The sequence below is a fragment of the Parabacteroides sp. PF5-6 genome (assembly GCF_029504695.1).
Taxonomy (GTDB): Bacteria; Bacteroidota; Bacteroidia; order Bacteroidales; family Tannerellaceae; genus QVMG01.
In genome coordinates this window covers 77,626-95,851 of sequence record NZ_JAQFIN010000004.1, presented here as the reverse complement: position 1 = coordinate 95,851, position 18,226 = coordinate 77,626, and the positions used below count along the sequence as shown (strand labels likewise).

The window sequence follows — 18,226 nt, the reverse complement described above, 5'->3', positions numbered from 1 at the left end:
CTAATCCAAATGTTTTGTAAGCTGTGAGGATTAGGATTTATCTCTTTCTTTCCTTAGCCTTTCTGTTGTAAGATCTCCAACGTATCGGAAGCAATCGTATATTCTTCATCCGTCGGAACGACCATGATCGTCACCTTGCTATCGGGCGTGCTGATCACCATCTCCTGGCCACGCATGCCTTCGTTCTTTTCGACATCGATCTTCATACCCATATATTCCATACCTTCGCAAACGACACGGCGGGTGCGCCATTGGTTTTCGCCCACACCTCCGGTGAACACCAGGATATCGCAACCCCCCAAAGCGGCCGTATAAGCGCCGATATACTTCTTGATCCGGTAGTTATACACATTCAAAGCAAGGATGGCCCGGCGATCGCCTTCTTCCACCGCGGCTTCGATCTCACGCATATCGGAAGAGATACCGGAAAGCCCCCATACCCCACTCCGTTTGTTGATCATATCCGACAAGCCTTTGGCGTCCAAGCCTTCTTTGTCCATCAGATACGTCAATGCGCCGGCGTCGATATCACCGCAACGGGTACCCATCAACAATCCTTCGACCGGCGTCAAACCCATGGTCGTATCGATGCTCCTTCCGTCTTTAATGGCTGCGATCGATCCGCCATTACCGATATGTGCCGTGATGATCCGTTGCTTTTCATAGGGAACACCCAGGACATCACAGGCCCGTTTGGACACGTAGCGGTGGCTCGTGCCATGGAAACCGTACCGGCGGATACCATATTTCTTGTAATACGAATAAGGCAAGCCATACATATAGGCATAATCCGGCATCGTCTGATGGAAAGCCGTATCGAACACCCCCACCTGAGGCACGTCCGGCAAGAGTGTGCTCATCGCCCGGATCCCTTTCAGGTTGGGCGGGTTATGCAGGGGAGCCAGGTCGATGCATTCGACCATCTTACCGATCACTTCGGGCGTGATCCTTACGCTGCTGCTGAACTCTTCCGCGCCATGCACCACCCGGTGACCGACCGCGTCGATCTCGCTATACGATTGGATGCAGCCGTATTTGGCATCCGTCAGGATACTCAGGATATATTCAATTGCTACGGTGTGCTCGGGTAGATCTTTTTCCAATACCACTTTCTCATCGTTCGGCAAGGTCAATTTCAGAAAAGACCCGGGTAATCCTAATTTCTCTACCCCACCCTGTGCCATCACTTCCTGGGTGTTCATGTCGTACAGTTTGTACTTCACCGATGAACTACCACAGTTTAATACTAATATCTTCATTGTTTTCTTTATTTATTTCCTTTTAATCCAATCGCCTGATTGCTGGCGATCGCAACCATATTATAGATATCACTGACGGAGCAGCCGCGGGATAAGTCGTTGACCGGAGCGCCCATTCCCTGCAGGATCGGTCCTACCGCTTCGGCGTTGCCCAGGCGTTGTACCAGTTTATACGCGATATTGCCTACCTCGAGTGAAGGGAATACCAATACGTTGGCGTTGCCTGCCACCTTGCTCTCGGGCGCTTTCTTCAGGCCTACCGATGCGATCAATGCGGCATCGGCCTGCAACTCGCCATCGATACTGAACTGAGGCGCCATTTCCTGGGCCAGGCGTGTGGCTTCCACCACCTTATCGACCATCTCATGCGAAGCACTGCCTTTGGTCGAGAAGCTCAGCATCGCCACCCGGGGCTCTACCCCTACGATATCTTTGGCTGTCTGAGCCGTAGCCACCGCGATCTGCGCCAGTTCGGATGCGTTCGGATTCGGCATCACGGCACAATCGGCAAACACCAACACTCCGTCTTTCCCGTAACTCTTATCCTGCACAAACATCAGGAAAGCGCCGGAAACGACCGACATACCCGGAGCCGTTTTGATGATCTGCAAAGCCGGACGCAAGACATCACCTGTCGTATTCTGTGCCCCGGCAATCTCACCATCGGCATCTCCGGCCTTGATCATCAGGCAAGCCAGATAAAGAGGATCCTCCACCAATACGGCAGCTTTCTCCGCAGTCATGCCTTTCTTCTGGCGCAACTGGAGAAGCAGGTCGGCATATTCGCCTTTTTTCTCATGATTTTTGGGATCAACAAGGATAGCCTTTTCAATATGTACCAAACCGTACTGAGAAGCTAATGTTTTCACTTCTTCAGGGTTTCCAATCAGAATAATATCAGCCACACCATCGGCCAAGAGTTGGTCGGCTGCTTTAAGGGTTCTTTCTTCCGTTCCTTCCGGAAGCACAATGCGTTGTTTGTTTGCTTTAGCGCGTTCGATAATGTCCTGCATTAAATCCATAGCAAAAGATCATTTTTTATATTTATTAATAAAAGTAAGCGATTTACAGCCGCAAAAGTACTCATAATGCAACATCGGGTTAGCAAAATCGCAAAGAAATTACATGTAGGGTTGACAATTTCAGAAGATTTAACTTATGGAAGCTACTTCTTTATCGCCGGATAATACTTGTTGCAATTCCTCGGCTGTGATGTTCGCCGCTATTTTTCCATTATGGGCTACGGAAATCTTACCTCTTTCTTCCGAAACGATTATAATAAGTGCATCCGTTTCGAGCGACATCCCGAATGCGGAGCGGTGGCGCAACCCCATCTCTTTGGGCAGTGTCGCGTTCTGTGCCACCGGCAGGATACAACCGGCCGCTTTGATCTGATTGTCGGCAATAATCATCGCGCCGTCGTGAAGCGGACTGTTTTTGAAGAAGATATTTTCAATCAGACGGGCGTTTACGTCTGCATTAAAAATCTCACCGGTATGGATATAGACCGACAGGTCCACTTCCTGTTGAATCACAATCAACGCGCCTGTTTTCTTTCGCGCCATATTCATACACGCCAGTACCACCGGCGCGATATATTTCGTCCGTCCCTCGTCTTCGTGCCGCTTGGAGAAGAGATTACTCACGAACTTCCACCCCTTATGGGAACCGACCGCCAGAAGGAACCGGCGGATCTCATCCTGAAAGAGAATCACCAACACCAGGAAACCCACACTGATAAACTTATCCAGGATAGCGCCCATCAACCGCATCTCCAGGATCTGGGAAACGATGATCCAGACCACCAGGAAAGAGACGATCCCACTAAAGAGAGCCAGCGATCCCGAGTTTTTCATCAACCGGTAGACCTGGTAGAGGAAAAAGGCTACCAACAAAACATCGATCAGGTCTTTTATGCCAAATTGCATCCACATACGATTAGGAGTTGAGAGTTGAAAGTTGAGAGTTGAAAGTTATCTTTTGCACGATGGAGACGGCTTCCCGGGCTTCCTTCACGTCATGGACACGGAGGATATGGGCGCCGTTCAACAGGGCGTAAGTATTCAGGATCGTTGTCCCGTTCAGGCTCTCCGCCGGAGTCCCACCCAGGAAACGATAGATCATGCTTTTACGGGAGATCCCAACCAATAACGGCAGGTCGAACAGACGGAATTCCCGGAGATGGCTCATCAATGCATAGTTCTGATCCGTAGTCTTACTGAATCCGAAACCGGGATCGAGGATGATATCATTCACACCCAACTGGTGCAGCCGATTGACTTTATCGGCAAAGTAGCGCATAATCTCATCCATCATATCCGTATACGTGGTGAACTGCTGCATGGTCTGGGGCGTACCCCGCATATGCATCAGGATATAGGGCACCTGAAGCGCCGCGACGGTCCGGAACATCTGGGGGTCCAATTCCCCACCCGATATATCGTTAATGATATCCGCGCCATAGTCCTCCACACAACTGCGGGCCACATCCGCCCGGAACGTATCGACAGAGACCATCACTTCGGGATAATGTTTGCGAATAATCTCAAGGGCAAAAGCCAAGCGGCGCATCTCTTCTTTCGGCGCCACTTCCTCGGCATCGGGTCGGGAAGAATAACCACCCAGATCGATCATATCTCCTCCCTCCGCCAGGATCGCCTGCACCCGCTCCTCAATAGCCTTCTCCGACTGCTTGCGGCTTTCGGCATAAAAAGAGTCCGGCGTCACATTCAGGATCCCCATCACCAACGGGCTATCCAACGAGATGAGTTTTCCTCTTATATTGAGTGTTTTATTCATCGTTTTCCCTTGTTTCAGGCAAAAGTACAATTTTTATCCAGAAGAATTAAAGGATGTAGAAACAAAGTTCGCCCGGTAATGCGGAAAGCAATTAAGAATGATTACATTTGTCAGGAAAACACAATGTCTCATATAAACGGAGGACAACCTATGCTATCAGAACTCTATGAATTGTTTGTACACAACCCCATCATAACCACCGACAGCCGGAACTGTCCGATAGGCTCTATCTTCTTCGCTTTGAAAGGCGAGAACTTTGATGGAAATCGGTTTGCGGAAAAAGCATTGGCTTCGGGTTGCAATTATGCCGTCATTGATAATCCCGATTATTTCCTTGGCGAACGGACGATTGTGGTCGAAGACACGCTGAAAACCCTTCAACAATTGGCCCACCGTCACCGTAAAACGCTGGGCATCCCCGTCTTGGCCATTACGGGCACTAACGGAAAAACCACAACGAAGGAACTGATTGCCGCCATTTTATCTACCCGGTTCAATCTTTTATATACCGAAGGAAATCTGAATAATCATATCGGCGTACCCCTCACCCTGCTCCGCCTGAATCATGAACACGAGATGGCAGTGATCGAAATGGGCGCCAGCCATCCCGGAGATATCAAAGAACTGGCCGAGATCGCCCTGCCGGATTATGGGCTGATCACCAATGTGGGATGCGCACACCTGGAAGGATTCGGTTCGTTCGAGAATGTATTGAAGACCAAAGGTGAACTCTACGACTATATCCGGCGCACCCACGGGACGATCTTCCTGAAAAAAGAAAATGAAGACCTGCAATCCATCGCCAAAGGCATCACACAGATCACCTACGGCTATGGCGAAAGCTCGTTTGCCTCCGGCCAGATCCTCGGCAGCGACCCTTTCCTGGTGTTCAACTGGAAACAACAAGGGAAAAACAATATCGTCGAGACCCACCTGATTGGCGACTATAATATAGATAATGTATTGGCAGCCGTTGCCGTCGGCCGCTATTTCAAGATCCCTTCCGCACGGATCAACCGCGCCATCGAGGCATACGAACCCTCCAACAACCGTTCCCAATGGATGAAAACGGAACATAACAGCCTGATCGTGGATGCCTACAACGCCAACCCCACCAGCATGAAAGCAGCTTTGGAGAACTTCGCCGGCTTGTCCGGATCGTCTAAAGCGGTGATCCTGGGCGATATGTTCGAGTTAGGCCCGACATCCCAAGCGTTGCATACCGAAATAGTCGATCTGATCCGAATCCTTGGCTTCGACCGGGTCCTACTCTGCGGGAAATGCTTCAGCAAAGTAGGCAAAGACTTCCAGACCTTCCCGTCGACCGATGCCCTGATCGCCCACCTCAACACACAACCGCTTCAAGGCCACCAGATCCTGCTCAAAGGATCCCGCAGTATGGCACTGGAGAAGGTTATTTCTCTTTTGTAAATCTCCACATTTCAACCGATTGGAAAACCCGCCACAGCTCCCTTTTTCAAACTACCGGTACTTTGCGCGCAAACTACTAATATTTTGTCGCCAAACTACCGGTAGTTTGTTCGCAAACTACCGGTAGTTTGTGAAGGGAATATTTAGATCTCATTTTCAATGGATTACAAATCCACGAAATTCATTCGCATCGAAGAGAATGTGAAGGTGTAGGATAATAGCAGATGGACATTTCTGGCTCCCCTTCTTAGAAAAGAAGGGGGTGGACCAGAGCCGTAGGCGATGGTGGGGTAGTTTGATCCTAATTTTGTATGAGATAGGTATTTATGATTTGTCAGAAGATCAAACTGCTCCACCACGGCAAGCCGTGGTCCCCCTCTTCTTGTCTAAGAAGAGGAGCCGAGATACCGATATCGTAAACCTTCACTTCTCAAACTACTTGAACCTTTTCGGGATTAACCTGTGCAATGTTAAATTGTACAAATATCGGGACGGATTAGGGCAAAGTCGGCTATATTTGCCTTCTTTATAAATAGGTGATTAAACTTTTTTGTGTTTAGATAGTCTGAGAGGAACCTAATAGTGTGTTAACATACAAGTAAAAACCAGTAATAAGATGACAAAGCAGGTAAGATGGGCATTGATGGTGGTTATCGTTCTACTGATAATCGGTATCATTGCTTTTCCCAAATTGAAAAACACGTTTACGGCATCGGAGCAGAGCAGTTCGCCTGTCCCGACCAACGTATCGGCAAGAAACCAGATGTTGAATATCAATGTTGAAGTATTAAAACACCAAACATTAACCGACAAGACAATCGTCCTGGGAACGACCATCCCGGATGAAGAGGTCGATCTTACGTTTGAATCTTCAGGAAAGGTTGTCGCGATTTATTTCACGGAAGGAACGCATGTGAAAGAAGGGGATTTGTTGGCCAAGATCAACGACAAACCCTTACAAGCGCAGTTGAAGAAGCTGGAAGCCCAGGTTCCGTTGGCGCGCGACCGGGTGTATCGCCAACATACGCTATTGGAAAGAGATGCCGTCAGCCAGGAAGCCTACGAACAGGTAACGACCGAATACGAGAAACTGATGGCCGATATCGAACTGGTGAAAGCCAATATCGCCCAGACCGAATTGCGCGCGCCGTTCGACGGGATCATCGGATTGCGTACGGTCAGTGAGGGCGCCTATGTGACGCCGACCACCATGATCGTGCGGTTAACGAAAATATCCCCGCTCAAGATCGAGTTCTCCGTCCCGGAAAAATACAGTTCCGATATCAAGAATGGCACCCGGATCGTCTTCGGCCTGATGGACTCCGAAGGCATACCGCATAGCTACCAGGCGACTGTTTATGCCGTAGAGAGTAAGATCGAATCGGAAACGATGACATTGACCGCCCGCGCTTACTATGCCAACCCGAACGAGCACATTGTTCCCGGCCGCTACGTCTCGATCGAAGTGGCGAAAGACGAGATCAGCGACGCTTTGGCGATTCCCAGCGAGGCAGTTATCCCGGAGATGGGCAAAAACATAGTCTACAAATACGTGAATGGCAGCGCCCAACCGGCAGAGATCCTGATCGGCTTGCGCACGGAAGCGAGAGTACAGGTACTGGAAGGGCTCAGCGTAGGTGATACATTGATCACCACCGGCGTGATGCAATTGCGCTCGGGCACAAAAGTCTCTATTGATAATTTGCGTTAATCGATCCTCATGGCCAATATTTCAGAACTTAGTATACGACGTCCCGTTCTCTCCACCGTTATGGTGTTGGTAATCCTGTTGTTCGGGCTGATAGGATACCAGTCGTTAGGCGTGCGGGAGTTTCCCAGTGTCGACCAGCCCATTATCACGGTAAGCACCTCCTATCCGGGAGCGAATGCGGAAGTGATCATGAACCAGATTACCGAGCCGTTGGAGCAAAATATCAATGGTATTCCGGGTATCCGCTCCCTGAGCAGTACCAGTAGCCAGGGTAATAGCCGTATCACGGTGGAATTCGAACTCTCCGTCGATTTGGAGACGGCAGCCAACGACGTGCGCGATAAGGTGTCGCGCGCCCAGCGTTACCTGCCACGCGACTGCGACCCGCCGACCGTATCGAAGGCCGATGCCGATGCGACGCCGATCATGCAGATCGGGATCCGCAGCCGCACCCGCTCGTTGATGGAGTTGAGCGAGATTGCCGAACTGACCGTCAAAGAGCGCTTGCAGACGATCCAGAATGTGAGTGGTGTCGATATCTGGGGGCAGAAACGCTATTCCATGCGTCTCTGGCTCGACCCCATCAAAATGGGGGGCTACGGAGTGACGCCCGTGGATATCCTCAATGCCGTGACCTCCGAAAATGTGGAATTGCCCTCCGGAAGTATCGAAGGGAACACGGTCGACCTCTCGATCCGCACCATGGGATTGATGACCACCGCACAGGAATTCAACAACCTGATTATCAAAGAAAGTAAAGGACGCATCGTGCGTTTCCAGGATGTCGGCCGTGCCGAACTGGCGCCGGAAGACCTGCGTAGCTTCCTCAAGATGAACGGCGAACCGATGGTGATCGATATCATTATCCCGCAGCCGGGAGCCAACCATATCGAGATTGCCGACGAAGCCTATAAACGTATCGAGCAACTGAGAAAAGACCTGCCGGAAGATGTGGAGATCGAGATGGTGTACGACAATACCCGCTTTATCCGCGCTTCGATTGCCGAGGTGGAAGAGACAATCTATGTCGCCTTCCTGTTGGTGGTGTTGATTATCTTTATGTTCCTGCGCGACTGGCGCGTGACGCTGGTGCCCGTCGTGGTTATTCCGGTCTCGCTGGTGGGTGCTTTCTTTATTATGTATATTGCCGGTTTCTCGATCAATGTATTATCGCTCCTGGCGGTGGTGCTTTCGGTCGGGCTGGTGGTCGACGATGCCATTGTGGTCTCGGAAAATATCTATGTCCGTATAGAAAACGGGATGACGCCAAGGGCAGCCGGGATAGAGGGTTCGAAAGAGATCTTCTTTGCCGTGCTCTCGACTACGATCACGCTGATCGCCGTGTTTATCCCGATTGTCTTTATGGAAGGAATGACGGGACGGTTGTTCAAGGAGTTTAGTATTGTCATCGCAGGTTCGGTGGCGATCTCCTCTTTTGTCGCCCTTACTTTCACGCCGATGCTGGCCACCAAACTGTTGAAAAAGAGAGAACGCCAGAACTGGCTGTATCGCAAGACCGAACCGTTCTTCACCGGATTGAATCACCTCTACGAGAAAGGGCTCGATCTCTTCTTGGGTAAGAAATGGATGGCGTTCCCGATCATTGCTGTCTTATTGGCGATGATCGCCTATTTCTGGACGAAGATCCCCTCCGAACTGGCTCCGTTGGAAGACCGCTCCAGCATCTCGATCAATATGCGGGGACCGGAAGGCACGACCTTCGAGTTTATCCGTGACTTCTCCGAACGGATCGAATATGTGGCCGACTCATTGGCGCCCGAACGCAAATCGGTCATGACCCGTTCCTGGGGAAGCAGTGGGTTCCTGAATATACTCTTGCCTGACATCCAGGACCGCGAACGCTCGCAGATGGAAGTTGCCGACGCGCTCTCGGCCGCCGTCCGGAAAGAGACACAGGCGCGTGCTTTCGTGCAACAGCAATCCACCTTCGGCGGACGACGCGGAGGCATGCCCGTTCAATACGTATTGCAGGCGACGAATATCGATAAGTTAAGGGAGTTTCTGCCCGAGTTTATGGCCAAGGTCAACGAGAGCCCCGTGTTCCAGATGGCCGATGTCAACCTCAAATTCACCAAGCCGGAAACCCGTATCGAGATCGACCGCGACAAAGCCTCTTTGCTTGGGGTGAGTACGCGCAATATCGCCCAGACGCTCCAGTATGCCCTGAGCGGCCAGCGTATGGGTTACTTCTACCTGAACGGCAAACAATACCAGATCTTAGGCGAGATCAACCGCCAGCAACGGAACACGCCGTTAGATTTGAAATCGATCTACGTGCGCAGCAATACCGGGGTGATGATCCAGTTGGATAACCTGGTGACCCTGCGCGAAGAGGTGGCGCCACCCCAGTTGTACCGCTACAACCGCTTTGTCGCCGCCACCATTTCAAGCGGATTGAACAAAGGATATACCCTGGGCGACGGACTGAACGAGATGGACCGGATCGCCGGGGAAGTATTGGATCCGAGCTTCCGTACCGCGTTATCCGGCGAGTCGAAAGAGTTTCGCGAAAGCTCCGACAGCTTGATGTTCGCTCTGGTATTGGCGTTGGTGATGATCTATCTCGTACTGGCTGCCCAGTTCGAGAGTTTCAAAGACCCGTTGACGGTGATGTTCACCGTGCCGTTGGCCATCGCCGGTGCTCTGTTGTTTATGAGCCTGTCGGGCGTAACGATGAATATCTTCAGCCAGATCGGTATCATTATGCTGATCGGACTGGTGGCCAAGAATGGTATATTGATTGTGGAATTTGCCAACCAGCGACAAGACGGAGGATTATCGCTTGCCGAAGCCATCCGCACGGCTTCACTCCAGCGCTTGCGCCCGATCCTGATGACCAGTGTGTCTACGATCCTGGGATTATTGCCGTTGGTATTCGCCTCGGCCGAAGGGGCCAACCAGCGCATCGCCATGGGTACGGCAGTGGTTGGGGGTATGTTGGTATCGACCTTCCTCACCCTTTTCATCGTGCCCGCTATGTATTCCTATATCTCTACCGAAAGAACCGGAAAGATACAGGCCACGGCTGAGGACAATGCTAATAAATCGAACGTTTGAAGTAGCGAGTGCAGAATCCGTGCTTGCATGGATTATGCCGAGTCACGCCAAACGACTAATTTTAATGAACGTTTGAAGTAGCGAGTGCAGAATCCGTGCTTGCATGGATTATGCCGAGTCACGCCAAACGACTAATTTTAATGAAAGAATGATGTGTAACATGAACAAAAGAATATATCTCGTATTGGCCATCGGATTAATCTCTTTCTCCGTGCAGGCACAAGAGGTTTTCAGCTTGAAAGACTGCATCGAGAAAGGGCTGGAACGGAATTATTCCATCCGGATCATCCGCAACGAGCAACAAATAAGTGAGAACAACGCCATACCCGGTAACGCCGGGTATCTGCCGACCTTCGACCTGAGCGGAGGGTTCAACGGCACGATCTACGATACGACCAACGAATTGCGGGATGGGGAAACCAGTAAAACCACCGGTGTGCATTCCGAAACCGCCAATGTCGGCGTCAATATGAACTGGACGATCTTCGATGGCTTCGGCATACAGGCTACCTACGAACGCCTGAAGGAGCTCGAACGGATGGGTGAACTGAACACGCGCATGACCATCGAGGACTTCGTGGCCCAGCTGTCGGCCGAGTATTTCAACCTGATCCGCCAGAATACCCGCCTCAACAACCTGCGCGCCTCCCTCGAACTCTCCCGCGAACGCCTGCGGATTGTCGAACAGAGCTATTATATCGGATCCATGTCGCGCCTCGACCTTCAACAGGCACAGGTCGACTTCAATGCCGACAGCTCGAACGTCTTAAACCAGTTGGAGATGGTGCATCGCACGCGCATCAGCCTGAACGAACTGATGGCGCTGGATAATGTGGAAGACCAGATCCAGATCCGCGACACGGCGATCTATCCCAATTCATTCCTCGACGAAGTGGATATCTGGCGCAACACGCTGGCGGCCAACTCCTCCCTATTGCTTGCGCAAAAGAATAAAACCTTGTCCGAACTGGATTACAAAAAAGCGAAAAGCCGCAACTACCCCTACGTACGCCTGAATGCCGGTTATGGCTATACGGCAAACTGGTACGAGGTGGGCACGACCGAATTGCAGAAGCGCTTGGGACTGAACTACGGCGTCAGCGTGGGCTTCACCCTCTTCGACGGCTTGAACCGCAAACGCGAACAGCGGAATGCCCGCTTACAGATCGAGAACAAGAATTTGCAGACACAGGAACTGGAACTCGCCCTGCGAGCCGACCTGAGTACGCTCTGGATGGCCTACAAAAACAACCTCGGCCTATGGGCATTGGAGAAAGAGAATGTGGTGGTCGCCCAGGAATATTATAATGTAGCCATCGACCGCTACCGCCTGCGCGAACTCTCGGGTATCGAGCTGCGCGAAGCCCAGAACAAACTGCTCGACGCCGAAGAACGCCGCTCCATCGCCGAATACAACACCAAGCTCTGCGAAATCTCCCTCCTGCAACTCAGCGGCCAGATCGTTTCCTACTTCACCAGCAATCCGGAGCGGGTGAGCGATTGAAAGGAGGCTGGAACCGGAGAACACAAATTGTCCACAATATATGGGCCTACTCTGCCGTTAATTCTGTAATTTTGCAGCAAATTAATCGATCATGACAAAGAGCAAAGAAGGACAGCTGTTGGACAAGATTGACTATCCCGATGATTTACGGCGTCTGGCGATAGCGGAACTGCCACAGGTGTGCGACGAGTTGCGCCAATATATCATTGATGTACTATCGGAACATCCCGGCCACCTGGGTGCCAGCCTGGGTACGGTGGAATTGACCGTAGCATTGCATTATGTGTTCAACACGCCCGACGACCGGATCGTTTGGGATGTCGGACACCAGGCTTACGGGCATAAGATCCTCACCGGACGGCGGGAGGCGTTCCATACCCTGCGTACGTTGGGAGGCATCAGCGGTTTCCCCAATCCGAAAGAGAGTGAATACGACGCGTTTATCGCCGGCCATTCTTCGACCTCGATCTCTGCCGCCTTGGGCATGTCGGTGGCATCGAACCTCAAAGCGGACGAACACCGCAAAGTCATCGCCGTGATCGGCGACGGGGCAATGACCGGCGGCCTGGCGTTCGAAGGGCTTAACAATGCTTCGGCCAATCCGAATAACCTGTTGATCATCCTCAACGACAACGATATGGCGATCGACCAGAGCGTCGGGGGCATGAGCCAGTACCTGGTGGATATCACCAGCAGCAAGGCCTACAACAAACTGCGCTACGATACGTTTCGCGCCATGAAACGGATGCGATTGATCAGCGACGACCGCAAGGGCAATATCCTACGTTTCAACAACAGCCTGAAAGCCCTGTTGACCAAGCAACACAACCTGTTCGAAGGCTTTAGCATCCGTTACTTCGGACCGGTCGACGGACATAACGTGAACTACCTGACCAAGGTATTGAATGATATAAAAGACTTGCAGGGTCCTACCCTCTTGCATATCAAAACCAAGAAAGGCAAAGGCTTCCGCCCGGCGGAAGAGTCGGCCACCGAATGGCACGCGCCCGGCAAATTCAATAAAGAGACCGGCGAACGCCTGCTCCCACAGAAATTGGACGAGCCGCAGCTCTACCAGGACGTGTTCGGCCATACGCTGGTTGAGCTGGCCGAAAAAGACGAGCGCATCGTGGGCATCACTCCCGCCATGCCGACTGGCAGTTCGATGAATTTCATGATGAAAGTCTTCCCCAAACGCTCATTCGATGTGGGTATCGCCGAAGGGCATGCCGTCACCTTCTCGGCCGGACTGGCCAAAGAAGGACTGATCCCTTTCTGTAATATCTATTCGTCGTTTATGCAGCGCGCCTACGATATGGTGATCCACGATGTGGCGTTGCAGCACCTGCCGATGGTGATCTGCCTCGACCGTGCCGGACTGGTGGGCGAAGACGGAGCGACACACCATGGCGTGTTCGATATGGCCTACCTGCGCCCGATCCCCAACCTGATCATCTCGTCGCCATTGAACGAGATCGATCTGCGCAACCTGATGTACACCGGCTACAAAGCCAACAGTCCCTTCGTCATCCGCTATCCCCGGGGCAAAGGCGAGATGAAGGACTGGCGCAAACCGATGGTTGAACTGCCCGTGGGCAAGGGCAAGCGGCTGCGCGACGGGAAAGATGTCGCAATCCTCTCGATCGGCCCGATCGGTAATGAGGTGATCCGCGCCATCCAACTATTGGAAGATACGAAGCTCTCGATCGCCCATTACGATATGATCTACCTCAAACCCATCGACGAAGAGCTCTTGCACGAGGTAGGCCAACGCTTCTCGCGCATACTGACCGTGGAGAACGGGGTGATCCGCGGCGGACTGGGAACGGCCGTTATGGAATTTATGATCGAGAACGGATACAGCCCCCGGATCCAACGGATCGGTGTGGGCGACCATTTCGTCGAACACGGCTCCATCCCCGAACTCTACAGGCTTTGCGGGATGGATGCGGAAAGCATTAAAAAGAGAATTATGAATGATGAATGATGAATGATGAGAAATAACCCCAATGGCTTAAACTCATCTCTCATAATTCATAATTCATAATTCATAATTTCAAAGAAAATGAAGATTATTATTGCCGGTGCAGGCGAAGTAGGAACACATGTTGCCAAGATGTTATCGCAGGAGAAGATGGATATCATCCTGATGGATCCGGACGAGAACCGTCTGGTGTTCCCCAACTCCAATATGGACATCCTGCCGATGGTCGGCAATCCCACTTCGCTGAAGAACCTGGAAGAGGCGGGCACGAAGAATGCCGACCTCTTTGTCAGCGTGACGCCCGAAGAGACGACCAATATGATGGCGTGCATGCTGGCCCATAACCTGGGCGCGCGCCGCACCTTAGCCCGCATCAACAACTACGAATACCTCCTGCCTCGCAGCAAAGAGTTTTTCCAGACGCTGGGTATCGACGCGATGATCTATCCCGAGATGCTGGCAGCCAAAGAGATCGTATCGGATATCAAACGACCCTGGACCCGCCAGTACTGGGAACTATTGGGTGGCGCGCTGATCCTGATCGGCGTGAAGATCCGGGAGAACTCCTTGTTGGTCGACAAACAAATCGCCGACCTGCCGAGCGAAAACAAGCTCTATCATATCGTTTCGATCCAGCGCGACAATGAAACGATCATCCCGCGTGGACACGATGTGATCCGGGCGGGTGACCTGTTGTTTTTCACCACCACCCAGTCGGGCGTCGAAGAAGTGCGCCGACAGGCCGGGAAAGAAGATCCGGAGGTGAAGAAGATCATTATCATGGGCGGTAGCCGCATAGCCATCCGCGCCTGCCAGTACCTGCCCAATAACATCCGGATCAAGCTGATCGAGATCAATAAAGAGAAAAGTCATAAGATCGCGGAGACCGTGCCGGGCAATGTATTGGTGATCAACGGCGACGGACGCGATCCGGATCTATTGAAACAGGAAGGCGTCAAAGACTCCCAAGCCTTTATCGCCCTGACGGAGAACGCGAGCACGAACATCCTCGCCTGTGTCGCCGCCAAGCGTTACGGGGTGTTTAAGACCATCGCCGGGGTGGAGACGCTCGACTATATCTCTGTGGCCAACAATATGGATATCGGCGCGGTGATCAACAAGAAGCTGATCGCGGCCAGTTACATCTATCAGTCGCTACTGGATGCCGATGTCTCCAACGTGAAATGCCTGGCTTTTGCCAACGCGGATGTGGCGGAACTGATCGCCCGCCCGAACTCAAAGATCACAAAGAAACCGGTCAAAGACCTGCGCCTGCCCACGGAGATGACATTGGGAGGCCTGATCCGCGACGGTGAGCCGCAGATGATCAACGGGAATACGCAGATCCAGGCGCAAGACCATGTCGTCGTCTTCTGCCTGGAGACGGCGATGCGCAAATTGGAGGACTACTTTAATTAGTTGAAAGTTGAATGATAAACATTCGTTTCATAATAAAGATGTTAGGTTTGATGTTTCTGTTGGAGACATTCTTTATGCTGATGGCTACCGGCGTAGCTTTCTTGTATAAAGGGGATGATTTTTATCCTTTCCTGATATCTACCGGCATCATTTTCGGTTCCGGCTTGCTCTTTTACCTTATCGGTCGTAAGGCGGATGAATACAACGCCGGCCGGCGGGAAGGCATGCTGACGGTGGCGCTGACCTGGGTTTTATTCTCGTTCTTCGGTATGCTGCCGTTCTACCTGGGTGGGTATGTCGACAATATCACCGATGCCTATTTCGAGACCATCTCGGGCTTTACCACCACCGGCTCGTCTATCCTGACGGATATCGAAGCGATGCCCCACGGCATCCTCTTCTGGCGCAGCCTGACCCAGTGGCAGGGCGGGATCGGTATCATCGTCTTTACCGTCGCGCTGATGCCAATCTTCGGCGGGGGTGCCGCCCAACTGTTCGATGCCGAGACGCCGGGCATCACCCACGAACGGTTCCGCCCGCGGGTGACGCAGGTGGCCAAACGCCTTTCCGGTGTCTATATCTTCCTGACACTGATCGTGATCGGCCTGCTCTGGGCCGGACCGATGGATCTCTTTGATGCCGTCAATCACGGGCTGACGACCATCGCCACCGGTGGCTATTCGACGAAGAACGCCAGTATCGGACATTGGCATTCGGCGTATATCGAATATACGGTCATCATTTTTATGTTTATCGGCGCGACCAATATCACCCTGATCTATTTCCTGTTGAACCGGCAGCCGAAGAAGTTCTTCGCCGACGAAGAGCTGCGCTGGTTTTTCTTCTTCGTATTGGCGATCGCGCTGGTGGTAACCGCCTGGCTACTGATCACTTCCGTGTTCACCGACCTCGGCACCTCGTTCCGGCAGGCATTGTTCCAGGTCGTCACATTGATCACCACCTGTGGCTTTGCCACGGAGAACTACATCAGCTGGGGACCATTCTTCTGGTTTATCGCGCTGATCCTGATGTTTATCTGCGGTTGCGCCGGCTCGACCAGCGGCGGACTGAAGATGGGACGTTTTGTGATCCTGACGAAGAACCTCTTCAACGAATTCAAGAAACAGACCCATCCGCACGCGGTGATCCCGGTACGGATGAACGGCCATGTCATCTCGGGCGAGATCGTACACCGGGTACTGGCGTTTGTGTTTGCCTATATCACGCTGATCGTGGTCAGTTGCCTGGTACTGGCATTGGATGGTATGCCTTTCGAAGATACGATCGGCGCGGCGATCTCCGCCATCGGCAATATCGGGCCGGGCCTGGGCGCGGAAGGGCCGGTGGGCAACTACGCCAATGTGCCCGACATCTCCAAATGGTTCCTCTCTTTTCTGATGCTGACCGGGCGGTTGGAGATCTTCACCGTACTGACGATCCTGATTCCCGGATTCTGGAAACAATAAAAAACATACGACATGAAACAGACAATCCTTATACTCCTCCTGACAGCCCTATTCGCTTCCTGCTCCACTCAAAAGAGAGAAGAGCGGCAGACGGAAGACCTGCTTCCGGAATGGACCTTTACCTCCGGCATCGAAGGACCGGCAACCGACCGGCAAGGCAATGTTTACGCGGTCAACTACGGCCGGGAAGGCACCATCGGCATCGTGCGTCCCGATGGCTCGCACGAACTTTTTATGACCCTGCCCGAGGGATCGACCGGCAACGGGATCCGCTTCGACCGCGACGGCTTTATGCATATCGCCGATTATACCGGGCATAACATCCTGAGAGTAAATATCGAACAGAAAAAGATCATCTCTTTCACCCACGAGGCAGGGATGCACCAGCCCAACGATATCGCCCTGTCGCCCGACGGGAATATCTACGCCAGCGACCCGGACTGGGCAAACGAAACGGGACAGATCTGGCTGATCACCCCCGACGGCAAAGTCACCCTATTGGAGTCGGATATGGGAACGACCAACGGCATCGAAGTCAGCCCAGGCGGCAAAACACTCTATGTGAACGAATCCGTGCAGCTCAAGGTCTGGGCGTATGATATCCTGCCGGATGGGACAGTGGCCAACAAACGTCTGTTCCACCACTTTACGGGATACGGCATGGACGGGATGCGCTGTGATATCCGCGGCAACCTGTACGTCTGCCGGTACGACAAAGGCACGGTTGCCATGCTCAACCCGGAAGGGGCATTGATCCGCGAGATCAGGCTGGCGGGAGCAAAGCCATCGAACATCACCTTCGGCGGAGCGGATCGCCGCCGCTGTTATGTGACACTCCAGGATCGCGGATGTTTTGAAACTTTTACGGCCGAGTTCCCCGGCAGGGAATAAGTTTTCCTGTATTTTTCTGCCCGTCAGATATACGCTTTTACCTATTTTTACGTTATAATAAGAATGAATTCTTAAGACGAAAACAAATGATAGAATATATCAGAGGTGAAATTGTGGAATTAACCCCCACACGTTTGATCATGGAATGCGGCGGGATCGGCTATGAATTAAACATTTCACTCCATACGTACAGCGCTTTCAACGGGAAGGCTTCCGGCAAGATCTATGTGTTGGAAGTGATCCGGGAAGACGCCCATCTCTTGTTTGGCTTTGCCGACAAGACGGAGCGCGAATTGTTTGTGCAACTGACCTCTGTCTCCGGCGTAGGTCCCAATACGGCACGCATGATCCTCTCTTCCCTTCCGCCCGCCGAACTGATCCAGGTGATTGCCACCAAGAACGAAACTGCGCTTACCGCCGTCAAAGGGATCGGGCTGAAAACGGCACAACGCATCCTGATCGATCTGAAGAACAAGGTGAAGCCGATCGAAGGCGCGACAGACCTTTCCACCCCGGTTGCAGGAAATGCCGCCGTGGTAGAAGAAGCCACAGCCGCCCTGGTGATGCTGGGCTTCCAGAAGGCAGCCTCGCAGAAAGCCGTTCTTTCTATCCTCAAAGGTTCGCCTGCCCTGCCGGTCGAACAGGTGATCAAAACAGCATTACGGATGCTTTAATTCAATTGAT

13 protein-coding genes are annotated in these 18,226 nt (G+C 52.3%); 9 read left to right on the top strand and 4 right to left on the bottom strand.

Translation table 11 applies throughout. The features are described from left to right. Positions 1 to 53: 53 nt before the first annotated feature. The 4 genes from M2133_RS06305 to folP form a co-directional block, all read right to left on the bottom strand. Positions 54 to 1,259, bottom strand: coding sequence for an acetate kinase (locus M2133_RS06305; protein ID WP_277465181.1), 1,206 nt, complete (start codon positions 1,257 to 1,259; stop codon positions 54 to 56). Positions 1,260 to 1,267: 8 nt separating this feature from the next. Then, entirely contained in the window at positions 1,268 to 2,281 is a 1,014-nt protein-coding gene (gene pta, locus M2133_RS06300; RefSeq protein ID WP_277465180.1) for a phosphate acetyltransferase, read from the bottom strand. 129 nt (positions 2,282 to 2,410) lie between these two features. Further along, positions 2,411 to 3,193 carry a diadenylate cyclase CdaA gene (cdaA, locus tag M2133_RS06295; RefSeq protein WP_277465179.1) on the bottom strand — a complete coding sequence of 261 codons (783 nt, stop codon included), beginning with the start codon at positions 3,191 to 3,193 and terminating at the stop codon, positions 2,411 to 2,413. Positions 3,194 to 3,197: 4 nt separating this feature from the next. Continuing rightward, positions 3,198 to 4,058 (bottom strand): dihydropteroate synthase, encoded by an 861-nt coding sequence (gene folP / locus M2133_RS06290; protein WP_277465178.1) that lies wholly within the window; start codon positions 4,056 to 4,058, stop codon positions 3,198 to 3,200. Positions 4,059 to 4,208: 150 nt separating this feature from the next. On the opposite strand from folP, the gene murF reads away from it, so the two are divergent. From murF to ruvA, 9 genes are all read left to right on the top strand, one after another. Further along, positions 4,209 to 5,489, top strand: coding sequence for a UDP-N-acetylmuramoyl-tripeptide--D-alanyl-D-alanine ligase (gene murF / locus M2133_RS06285; RefSeq protein ID WP_277465177.1), 1,281 nt, complete (start codon positions 4,209 to 4,211; stop codon positions 5,487 to 5,489). Between the two features lie 616 nt (positions 5,490 to 6,105). After that, complete coding sequence (locus M2133_RS06280; RefSeq protein WP_277465176.1) at positions 6,106 to 7,200, top strand: efflux RND transporter periplasmic adaptor subunit; 1,095 nt, start codon at positions 6,106 to 6,108, stop codon at positions 7,198 to 7,200. Between the two features lie 9 nt (positions 7,201 to 7,209). Then, positions 7,210 to 10,278, top strand: a complete 3,069-nt coding sequence (locus tag M2133_RS06275; protein WP_277465174.1) for an efflux RND transporter permease subunit — start codon at positions 7,210 to 7,212, stop codon at positions 10,276 to 10,278. 160 nt (positions 10,279 to 10,438) lie between these two features. After that, positions 10,439 to 11,782 (top strand): TolC family protein, encoded by a 1,344-nt coding sequence (locus M2133_RS06270; RefSeq protein ID WP_277465173.1) that lies wholly within the window; start codon positions 10,439 to 10,441, stop codon positions 11,780 to 11,782. A gap of 91 nt (positions 11,783 to 11,873) precedes the next feature. Next, positions 11,874 to 13,769 (top strand): 1-deoxy-D-xylulose-5-phosphate synthase, encoded by a 1,896-nt coding sequence (gene dxs / locus M2133_RS06265; protein ID WP_277465172.1) that lies wholly within the window; start codon positions 11,874 to 11,876, stop codon positions 13,767 to 13,769. A gap of 78 nt (positions 13,770 to 13,847) precedes the next feature. Then, entirely contained in the window at positions 13,848 to 15,185 is a 1,338-nt protein-coding gene (gene trkA / locus M2133_RS06260; protein WP_277465171.1) for a Trk system potassium transporter TrkA, read from the top strand. A gap of 11 nt (positions 15,186 to 15,196) precedes the next feature. Beyond that, entirely contained in the window at positions 15,197 to 16,651 is a 1,455-nt protein-coding gene (locus M2133_RS06255) for a TrkH family potassium uptake protein (protein WP_277465170.1), read from the top strand. 12 nt (positions 16,652 to 16,663) lie between these two features. After that, complete coding sequence (locus tag M2133_RS06250) at positions 16,664 to 17,542, top strand: SMP-30/gluconolactonase/LRE family protein (protein WP_277465169.1); 879 nt, start codon at positions 16,664 to 16,666, stop codon at positions 17,540 to 17,542. Between the two features lie 86 nt (positions 17,543 to 17,628). Continuing rightward, complete coding sequence (gene ruvA / locus M2133_RS06245) at positions 17,629 to 18,216, top strand: Holliday junction branch migration protein RuvA (protein WP_277465167.1); 588 nt, start codon at positions 17,629 to 17,631, stop codon at positions 18,214 to 18,216. The last annotated feature ends 10 nt before the right edge of the window (positions 18,217 to 18,226 follow it).